We start from the raw sequence: 8,952 nt of genomic DNA, 5'->3' as shown, positions 1-8,952 counted from the left end.
TGTTTGAGCATGACCTTTTCGGAAAACCGGCTGTCACTTTGCGCCAGCGCGGCCTTCCGGGCCCGGTTCATGCTCGTTGCTGCTTGCCTATCACGGCTTGGCCGCGCTGCCAAAGCATGAGACAAAGCGGAAAATGGATAGCGCCAAAGATGGCGCCAAGAGCTAAACCGGAAGAGCGAAACCGGATGAGCGAAACAAAGCTTCGTGAGGACATCTGCCGCTTCGGCCGCTCGCTGTTCGAGCGCGGCCTGACGCCGGGCTCCTCGGGCAATATCAGCGTCCGGCTCGCGGACGGCGGCTGGCTGGTGACGCCGACCAACGCCTCGCTCGGCTTCCTCGATCCGGCGAAAATGTCACGGCTCGACGGCAACGGCCGGCCCGTCTCCGGTGATGCCCCGACCAAGGAAGTGCCGCTGCACGCCGCGCTCTACCAGACGCGCGCCTCCGCCGGCGCCGTGGTGCACCTGCACTCGACCCATTCGGTCGCGCTGTCGATGCTGCCCGAGATCGACCCGCGCGCCGCGCTGCCGCCGATGACCGCCTATTACGTCATGAAGTGCGGCCAGACCGCGCTGGTGCCGTATTATCGCCCCGGCGATCCGGCCGTTGCCGACGCGATCCGGGGGCTGGCCGGGAAATATTCATCGGTGCTGCTCGCCAATCATGGGCCCGTCGTGTCGGGCGATACGCTGGAAGCGGCGGTGTTCGCGACCGAGGAGCTGGAAGAAACCGCAAAGCTCTATCTGCTGCTGCGCGGGCTGAACCCGCGCTATTTGTCGCCCGACCAGGTGGCTGATTTGACCAGGACGTTCGGGCTCGTGCTGCCGGATCACCCTCACTAGATCAAGCGGAGGATCGATATGCGAAGGACAGTCATGATGAGGTTCACGGGCTTGGCGTTAGCGGCACCGTTTGCCGTCGGCCTTGCGGCGTCGGACGGACGGACCGAAGAGACCTTGCAAGGCATGCTGGCAACCCAGCTGCGCGCGCAAGGCTATGCCTGCGACAAGCCGCTCAAGGCCGAGCGGGACGACAAGCTCTCGAAGCCCGACAACGAGGCCTGGACGCTGACCTGCAGCAACGCGACCTATCGGGTCAGCCGCGTGCCGGACCTCGCCGCCAAGGTCGAGAAGATCGACGAGGGCAAGTAGGCTGCGGGAGTGCGGAGCACTATCCTCCGCGTCATTGCGAGGAGCGAAGCGACGAAACAATCCATCTTTCCTCGCGTGGGGGAGATGGATTGCTTCGCTGCGCTCGCAATGACGGTGAAATCAAAGCCCCAGATACGCCTTGCGCACATCCGGATTGCCGCTGATCTCGGCGGCGGTGCCCTGCATCAGCACGCGGCCGGTCTGCAGGATGTAGGCGCGGTCGGCGATCTCGAGGCACTCGGCCATGCGCTGCTCGACGATCAGGACCGTCATGCCGGCGTCGCGGATGCGCTTCACGGCCTGGAAGATCTCGTCGACCAGTTTCGGCATGATGCCCTGCGACGGCTCGTCGAGCATCAGGAGCCGCGGCCGCGTCATCAGCGCGCGGCCGATCGCGAGCATCTGCTGCTCGCCGCCGGACAAGGTCTCGGCACGCTGGTCGAGCCGTTCGCCAAGTCGCGGGAACAACTTGAACACCAGATCGAGCGGCGCGTCGCGGTCGGACTGGCTGCGGTAGAGATAGCTACCGAGCCGCAGATTGTCGCGCACCGAGAGCCGCGGAAACAGCCGGCGGTTCTCCGGCACGTAAGCGATGCCGCTTGACGTGATGACGTGCTGCGGCTGGCCGTCGATCCGCTTGCCGTCGAAGGTGACGGTCCCAGCGCGCGGCCGCTCGGCGCCGGCGATCGATTTCAACAGCGTCGACTTGCCCGCACCGTTGGCGCCGGCGACACAGACGATCTCGCCCTTGGTGACGTCGATCGACACCGAGGAGATCGCGACCAGGCCCTGATAGGCGGTGGTGACTTCACGCACCGACAGCATGACGATCCCCGAGATAGGCAGAAATGACTTCCGGATTGCGGACGACCTCGGTCGGCTTGCCCTCGACCAGTACCTTGCCGAGATTGAGCACGATGGCGCGGTCGACCAGCGGCATCACGATTTCCATCACATGCTCGACCATCAGCACGGTGATGCCGGCGGCGCGGACCTTGCGCACCAGCTCGACGCCGGTCTGTGCCTCGACCGGCGTCAGTCCGGTGAGGACTTCGTCGAGCAGCAGCAGCTTCGGCTCGGTGGCGAGCGCGCGGGCCACTTCGAGCCGGCGCTTCTCTGACGGGACGAGGTCGGCTGCAAGCTTGTCGGCGCGCGCGGCAAGGCCGCAGAACTCCAGCACCTCATAGGCCTTCTGCCGCGCAATGCGCATCTTGGTGTTGCGGATCAGTGCGCCGACGATGACGTTGTCGATCACGGTCATGGTCTCAAAACTCTTGACGACCTGGAAGGTGCGCCCGACGCCGCGCTGGCAGCGTTCCGCTGCCGGCAGCTTGGTCACGTCCTCGCCGTCGAAGATGATCGAGCCCTGGGTCGGCGGCAGCACGCCCGCGATCAGGTTGAACAGCGTCGACTTGCCGGCGCCGTTGGGGCCGATCAGGCCGACGATCTCGCCGCGCCCGACCGAAATCGAGACGTCGCTGTTGGCGACCAGGCCGCCGAAGCGCTGCCAGACACCGCGAGTTTCCAAGAGCGGGGTTTCCGGAAGCGCCGTCATCGTGCAGCTCCCTTGCGCAGGGAGAACACGCTGACCAGGCCGCGCGGCAGCGCCAGCGAGATCACGACGATCAGCGTGCCGTAGACGATGAGGTCGACGCCGCGCCCGGAGCCGCCGATGAACGAGCGCGTCAGCTCGGTGAGCGGGATCAGGATGACAGCGCCCAGTACCGGGCCCCACAAGGTGCCGATGCCGCCAAGCACCGCGGGCAGCGCCATCAGCAGCGAGAACTGGAAGCCCATCACGCTCTCAGGATCGATATAGGAGACGAACTGGGCGTAGAAGCTGCCGCCGACCGCAACGAGGAAGGCCGAGACCGCCGCCGCGCCCATCTTGGAATTGAACACCACCACGCCGAGGCTTTCGGCCGCATCGGGATTGTCCTTCACCGCGCGCCACCAATAGCCCCATTTGGAATCCTCCAGCCACCAGGTGACGAACCAGGCGATGCAGGCCAGCGCCAGCGCAAAGTAGAAGTAAGGCAGCTTCGAGCGCGTGAACTGGAATTTCAGCCAGCTGTCGCCGCGCACCGGGATGTCGATGCCGAGCGCGGCGCCGGCCCAATCCCAGTTCTGGATCAACAGCAGCGCGATCTCGGCGATCACGATGGTCGCGATCACGAAGTAATGCCCGCGCAGGCGGAAGCAGGGATAGCCGAGCGCCATCGCGATCAGTGCGGAGATCGCCCCGCCTGCCAGCATGCCGAACCACGGCAGCACGCCGAACTTGGTGAACAGCAGCGCGGTGGTATAGGCGCCGAGCCCGAAATACAGCGCATGGCCGAGCGAGATCTGCCCGCAATAGCCGGACAGGATGTTCCAGCTCTGCGACAGCGCCGCATACATCAGCGTCAGCACCATGATGTTCTGGACGTAGACGTCCTTGACGAACAGCGGCACCAGCGCGGCGATCGCCGCGAGGCAGGCAGCCACGATCAGGTCACGCCTGCGGCGTTGAGCGAACTCGGTGTCCATCACATCGATCCGAACAGGCCACGCGGGCGGATGAAGACGACCAGCAGGTAAACGGCATAGATGCCGACCGATTTCAGCGACGGCGGCAGGATCAGCGCGGTGGTCGCCTCCACCAGGCCGACGATGATGCCGCCGGCAAAGGCGCCGAACACGCTGCCGAAGCCGCCGAGCGCCACGGTGACGTAGGCAATCAGGGCGAACGACGCGCCAACGTCGGGATAGACGTAGAAAAAGATCGCCATGATGGCGCCGGCGAGGCCAACCAGCGCAGCACCAAGGCCCCAGCCGAGCGCGAACACCCGGTTCTTGTCGATGCCGACCAGCGCCACCGCGCCGGCGTCCTCGCGCGTCGCCTCGAGCGCGCGGCCGAAGTCGGTGCGATTGATGAAGAAGTACAGCGCGACGAAGGCCGCGATCGACAGCATCGCGCCGATCAGCTGCGGCTCCGGCAGATAGATGCCGGCGATCGACACCGTCTTGCCGCCGACCCAGGAGTTGGTGACGCTGCGGTAGTCGGGCGTAAAGAAGAACTGGGCAAGCCCCCGCATCACGATCGCCAGGCCGAAGGTCGAGAAGATCTGCACCATGCCGGCATTGGCCTTGGCGCGCATCGCGAAGCGAACGATCAACAGATAGACCACCGCGCCGAACACGAACAGCGCCGCGGCGACCAGCGGCGCCGATAGCAAGGGATCGATCGCGAAGAACGCGAACAGGAAGAAGGTCGCGTACATCGCGATCATCAGGAACTCGCCGTGCGCGAAATTCACGACGTCCATCAATCCGAAGATCAATGCGAGGCCTGCGGCGATCAGTCCGTAGAGCAGCCCCATCAACAGGCCGCTCGCCAAACTCTGGATAATGGTCTCGGCTGTCACCGCTGCGCCCCGGTCAACGCATCATTCAAGCGTCGTCCTGGCGAAGGCCAGGACCCATAACCACAAATGCACCGGGAGGAGAGACAACAACCAATCATCGCAAAACGCCTGCCTGGGTTACGCGACGAGTGCAAGCACTCGCGCGGGGGTCCCGGGTCGCGCTTCGCTCGCCCGGGACGACGTAGGGAAACTGAGAGACCGATCAGCTGTTCATCGGCCAGATCGCCTCGGAGACCGCGGCCTGTTCCGGGAAGATCGTCACGAAGTTCTTCGCGGAGTACTGCAACAGCACCGGGTCGGCGAAGTTGTTCTGACCCATCTCGTCGAACTTGACGCGCCGCCACGGCATGATGGTCTGATCGCCCGGCATGTCGGTGGCGACCAGCGCCTCGCGGATCTTCTCGCCGTCGGTCGACTTGGCGCGGTTGATGGCGTCCGCCATCACGATCAGGCCCATGAACTGGCGCGACGAATAGTCGTTGAAGTCCTTGCCGGACTTGGCGCGGTACATCTCGTTGATCAGACCGACCATCGGACGCTTCTGCGCCAGGTCGAGCGAGAAGCTGCCGCGCGAGATCACGCCCTCGAGCTTGTCGCCGACCGCGTCATAGGTCGCCTTCTCGGAGAAGCCGGCGTCCTGCGCCATGATGTTCTTCGGCTTGTAGCCGAGTTCGGCCATGGTCTTGACCAGGAGGATCGCGTCGGTGGTGTAGCTCGACGGCATCAGCACGTCGGCATTCGCCGCCTTGAGCTGCTGCACCTCGGCGGTCAGCGACGGCGAGTTGGCGCGGTACTTGATGTCGGCCACGATCTTGTAGCCGCGCTCGCCGGCGAGCTTGGTCTGCGCGTTCGCCGAATCGGTGCCGAAGATGGTGTCCTCGTGGAACAGCGCCAGCGTTTCGATCTTCTGGCTCTTCTTCTTCATCGCATCGAAGAAGTCGAACATCGCGGTCGAGAACATCTCGTCATGCGGCGAGGCGCGGAAATAGTATTTCAGGCCGCGGCGATGCAGGCTCGGCGAGGAATTGTCGGCCGAGAGGAACGGAACGCCGTAACGCTCGCAGATCTGGCTGACGGTGACGGCGACCGCGCTCTGATAGGTGCCGATCACGGCGCAGACCTTCTCCTGCGTGATCAGGCGCTCGGCTTCGGCGCGGCCCTTCTGCGGATCGGCCTGGTGGTCGGCGAACACGAGCTTGACCTTGGCGCCGCCGAGGCCGGACAGGCCCTCGCCCTTGGCGAGCGGCAGTGCGAAGTCATAGTTCTTGTTGATGATGTCGGCCGCGGTTTCGAACGCGCGCTGCGCGTCGACGCCGATCTGCGCGCTGGCGCCCGACAGCGGATAGATCACGCCGATTGCCACTTCACTGGTCTGCGCGCGCGCGGCCATCGGACCGAGCGCCGCGGCGGCAGTGGCACCCAGCAACACGTTACGCCGAGAGATCGTCATCGAAATTTCCCCTTGGTCAGCTTGTTATTATCGATGTGACGCTTGTAGCGCGCAGTAAAGCCTCAATGAATTGCACGAATTGCCTATTCAGAGCACAGCGAGCTGCTTGTTCCTGAGATCGGTCACCAGCATCAGGCCCGGCGAATGCGTGATCGCGAACGGCAGCTTCGCACTTGCGATCACCGATTGCGGCGTCACGCCACAGGCCCAGAACACCGGGATCTCGTCATCGGCGACCGGTACCGCATCGCCGTAATCCGGCTTGGCGATATCCTTGATGCCGATTGCATGCGGATGGCCGAGGTGGACCGGCGCGCCATGCACGGACGGGAAGCGCGAGGTGATCTGCACCGCGCGGATCGCATCCGCCGGCTTGAACGGGCGCATCGACACCACCATGGGTCCCGCGAACGGCCCCGACGGGCTGCACGCGATACTGGTGCGGTACATTGGCACACGCAGATTGCGTTCGATGTGACGGATCGGCAGGCCCTCATCCAGCAGCGCCTCCTCGAACGAGTAGGAGCAGCCGAGCACGAAGGTGACGAGATCGTCGCGCCAGTATTTGGTGATGTCGGTCGGCTCGTCCGCCACCTCGCCGTCGCGCCAGACCCGGTAGCGCGGCACGTCGGTGCGGATGTCGAGGTCGAGGCCAAGCGAGGGAATGCGAGGATCGCCGACGTCGGACATGCCGATGATCGGGCATGGCTTCGGATTGAGCTGGCAGAAGCGGTGGAAGGCGCCGGCGAGTTTTTCCGGCAGGATCGCGAGATTGCCCTGGACGAAACCGTTGGCGAGACCGGCTGTGGTGGCCGAGGCCACGCCGTCACGGCAGGCGCGGCGCGCTTCGACGCTCGCCAGCACTGGCTCCCCCTGAGATCGCTGCACTGCCGCAAAAACAGTCATGGGATTCTCCTGCCCATAATCTCGACAAGGACAAACCAACACCAAGCGTGATATAATGTCTAATCGTCCTTTCTAATCAAAATCGATAAAACAGGTTTATCGATCGGGAAAATGCTTCCAATGACGGACTTCCGCTCGATCGAGACATTCCTTTGGGTCGTCAAGCTCGGCAGCTTCCGCGGCGCCGCCCAGCGGCTCAACACCACCCAGCCGGCGATCTCCCAGCGCATTGCCCAGCTCGAGCGCGAAATGGGCGTCAAGTTGCTCAACCGCGACCACCGGGTGGCCTCGCCGACCCCGAGTGGACGGCTGATGATGATCTATGCCGAGAAGCTGATCGGCCTGCGATCGGAGATGATGGCCGAGGTCGGCGACCGCTCGGCGATGCGCGGCGCGCTGCGGCTCGGTGTCGCGGAGACCATCGTGCACACCTGGCTGCCGCGCCTCGTCAAGAGCGTCAATGAGGTCTACCCGAACCTGTCGCTGGAGATCGAGGTCGACATCACGCCCAATCTGACCGCGCGGCTGCTGGCGCAGGAGATCGAGCTCGCCTTCGTGCTTGGGCCGGTCTCGGCGTCCGGCGCGCACAACCATGTGCTGTGCGACTACCCGATCGGTTTCCTGGCGAGCCCGGCGCTCGGCCTCGGCGACGGCCCCGTGGCGCGGCAGGACTTGGCCCGGTTTCCGATCATCACCTTTCCGCGCAAGACCCAGCCCTACGAGACCGTGCGCGCATTGTTCAACGCCCCCGACCTGCCGCCGATCCGGCTGCACGCCTCGACCTCGCTCGCGACCGTGATCCACATGGCCAATGAAGGGCTTGGCATCGCGGTCATCCCCGCGGCGATCGTCGAGAACGAGCTTGCCGACGGGCGCTTGTTGCTGCTCGACACCGACCTCAAGCTGCCGCCCCTCACCTTCACCGCGAGCTGGCTCGCCTCGCCCGATGCGGTCGCCATCGAGCGTGTCGCCAATCTCGCCCGGCAGATCGCACAGGCGAGCGTGGCGGTTGACGGCGCGGGAGTGGCGCGTCATTGAACGATTGCCGGATAATCGAACGTCATTCCGGGATGGTCCGAAGGACCAGACCCGGAATCTCGAGATTCCGGGTTCGATGCTGACGCATCGCCCCGGAATGACGAAAATAAAAATGGACTGACGACATGAGCCGAGCCGCCACCAACCTGCAGATCGATTCCGCCCGCCTCTGGGGCACCATCCACGAAACCGCGCAGTTCGGTGCAACGCCCAAGGGCGGTGTGCGGCGGCTGACGCTGAGCGCCGAAGACAAGCAGGTGCGCGACTGGTTCCGCAAGGCGTGCGAGGAGGCCGGCCTCGAGGTGCAGGTCGACGCACTCGGCTCGATGTTCGGGTTGAGGAAAGGACGGGACATGTCGAAGCCGCCGATCGGCGTCGGCTCGCATCTCGACACCCAGCCGACCGGCGGCAAATATGACGGCGTGCTCGGCACGCTGGCGGCGCTCGAAATGGTGCGCACGCTCAACGATGCCGGGATCGAGACCGAGCTGCCGATCTGCATCTGCAACTGGACCAATGAGGAAGGCTCGCGCTTTGCGCCGGCGATGATGGCCTCGGCCGCCTATGTCGGCGACTTCACCACCGACGACATCCTGTCGCGCAAGGACGCCGAGGGCGTCACGGTGGCGCAGGCGCTGGACACGATTGGTTATCGCGGCGACGCCCCGGTCGGCCTCCAGAAGTTCACCAGCTTCGTCGAGCTGCATATCGAGCAGGGCCCGATCCTGGAGGCCGAGAGCAAGACCATCGGCGTGGTCGATTCCGGCCAGGGCGTGTTGTGGTACGACGGCAAGATCACCGGCTTCGAGAGCCACGCCGGCTCGACCCCGATGCCGCTGCGCCGCGATGCGCTGGCGACGCTGTCCGAGATCGTGCTGGCGATGGAAAGCATCGCGAAGAAGCACGGCCCGAAGGCAGTCGGTACCATCGGCGAGGCGGTGATCGCCGCGCCCTCGCGCAACGTCATCCCCGGCGAGATCGCCTTCACCGTGGATTGCCG

General features: G+C 64.8%; 9 protein-coding genes and 1 pseudogene. 4 read left to right on the top strand and 6 right to left on the bottom strand.

The annotated features are described in order from the left end of the window. Positions 1-185: 185 nt before the first annotated feature. Positions 186-842: a 3-oxo-tetronate 4-phosphate decarboxylase gene (gene otnC / locus AKL29_RS25320; protein ID WP_050386037.1), complete on the top strand. Its 657-nt coding sequence runs from the start codon at positions 186-188 to the stop codon at positions 840-842. 33 nt (positions 843-875) lie between these two features. Next, the gene (locus AKL29_RS25315) at positions 876-1,151 is read left to right on the top strand and encodes a hypothetical protein (RefSeq protein WP_050386036.1); all 276 of its coding nucleotides are present in this window, start codon (positions 876-878) and stop codon (positions 1,149-1,151) included. Positions 1,152-1,271: 120 nt separating this feature from the next. Here the strand turns inward: AKL29_RS25315 and AKL29_RS25310 are convergent, their stop codons facing one another. The 6 genes from AKL29_RS25310 to AKL29_RS25285 form a co-directional block, all read right to left on the bottom strand. Further along, the gene (locus AKL29_RS25310; RefSeq protein WP_018270525.1) at positions 1,272-1,976 is read right to left on the bottom strand and encodes an ABC transporter ATP-binding protein; all 705 of its coding nucleotides are present in this window, start codon (positions 1,974-1,976) and stop codon (positions 1,272-1,274) included. Beyond that, positions 1,960-2,706 (bottom strand): ABC transporter ATP-binding protein, encoded by a 747-nt coding sequence (locus AKL29_RS25305; protein ID WP_028331786.1) that lies wholly within the window; start codon positions 2,704-2,706, stop codon positions 1,960-1,962. Before AKL29_RS25305 ends, AKL29_RS25310 begins: the two co-directional genes overlap by 17 nt. Next, a complete protein-coding gene (locus AKL29_RS25300; RefSeq protein WP_050386035.1) occupies positions 2,703-3,680 on the bottom strand; it encodes a branched-chain amino acid ABC transporter permease in 978 nt (325 codons plus the stop codon). The genes AKL29_RS25305 and AKL29_RS25300 overlap by 4 nt, the downstream gene beginning before the upstream one ends. After that, positions 3,680-4,558 (bottom strand): branched-chain amino acid ABC transporter permease, encoded by an 879-nt coding sequence (locus AKL29_RS25295; RefSeq protein WP_026192487.1) that lies wholly within the window; start codon positions 4,556-4,558, stop codon positions 3,680-3,682. Before AKL29_RS25295 ends, AKL29_RS25300 begins: the two co-directional genes overlap by 1 nt. 202 nt (positions 4,559-4,760) lie before the next feature. Further along, the gene (locus tag AKL29_RS25290) at positions 4,761-6,008 is read right to left on the bottom strand and encodes an ABC transporter substrate-binding protein (protein ID WP_050386034.1); all 1,248 of its coding nucleotides are present in this window, start codon (positions 6,006-6,008) and stop codon (positions 4,761-4,763) included. 87 nt (positions 6,009-6,095) lie between these two features. After that, positions 6,096-6,914, bottom strand: a complete 819-nt coding sequence (locus AKL29_RS25285; protein ID WP_028331789.1) for a putative hydro-lyase — start codon at positions 6,912-6,914, stop codon at positions 6,096-6,098. Positions 6,915-7,034: 120 nt separating this feature from the next. Between AKL29_RS25285 and AKL29_RS25280 the strand changes: the two genes are divergently transcribed. Together AKL29_RS25280 and AKL29_RS25275 are read left to right on the top strand one after the other, a co-directional pair. Next, positions 7,035-7,952, top strand: coding sequence for a LysR family transcriptional regulator (locus AKL29_RS25280; protein WP_028331790.1), 918 nt, complete (start codon positions 7,035-7,037; stop codon positions 7,950-7,952). Between the two features lie 125 nt (positions 7,953-8,077). After that, positions 8,078-8,952 (top strand): annotated as a pseudogene (locus tag AKL29_RS25275) (allantoate amidohydrolase); the annotation flags it as partial.

It is taken from the genome of Bradyrhizobium pachyrhizi (assembly GCF_001189245.1).
GTDB lineage: Bacteria > Pseudomonadota > Alphaproteobacteria > Rhizobiales > Xanthobacteraceae > Bradyrhizobium > Bradyrhizobium pachyrhizi.
This window is presented reverse-complemented; position numbering and strand designations above follow the sequence as displayed.

Coding starts and splice junctions, on each gene's coding strand:
- otnC (WP_050386037.1), top strand. CDS start 186: ATGAGCGAAACAAAGCTTCGTGAGGACATCTGCCGCTTCGGCCGCTCG.
- AKL29_RS25315 (WP_050386036.1), top strand. CDS start 876: ATGATGAGGTTCACGGGCTTGGCGTTAGCGGCACCGTTTGCCGTCGGC.
- AKL29_RS25310 (WP_018270525.1), bottom strand. CDS start 1,976: ATGCTGTCGGTGCGTGAAGTCACCACCGCCTATCAGGGCCTGGTCGCG.
- AKL29_RS25305 (WP_028331786.1), bottom strand. CDS start 2,706: ATGACGGCGCTTCCGGAAACCCCGCTCTTGGAAACTCGCGGTGTCTGG.
- AKL29_RS25300 (WP_050386035.1), bottom strand. CDS start 3,680: ATGGACACCGAGTTCGCTCAACGCCGCAGGCGTGACCTGATCGTGGCT.
- AKL29_RS25290 (WP_050386034.1), bottom strand. CDS start 6,008: ATGACGATCTCTCGGCGTAACGTGTTGCTGGGTGCCACTGCCGCCGCG.
- AKL29_RS25285 (WP_028331789.1), bottom strand. CDS start 6,914: ATGACTGTTTTTGCGGCAGTGCAGCGATCTCAGGGGGAGCCAGTGCTG.
- AKL29_RS25280 (WP_028331790.1), top strand. CDS start 7,035: ATGACGGACTTCCGCTCGATCGAGACATTCCTTTGGGTCGTCAAGCTC.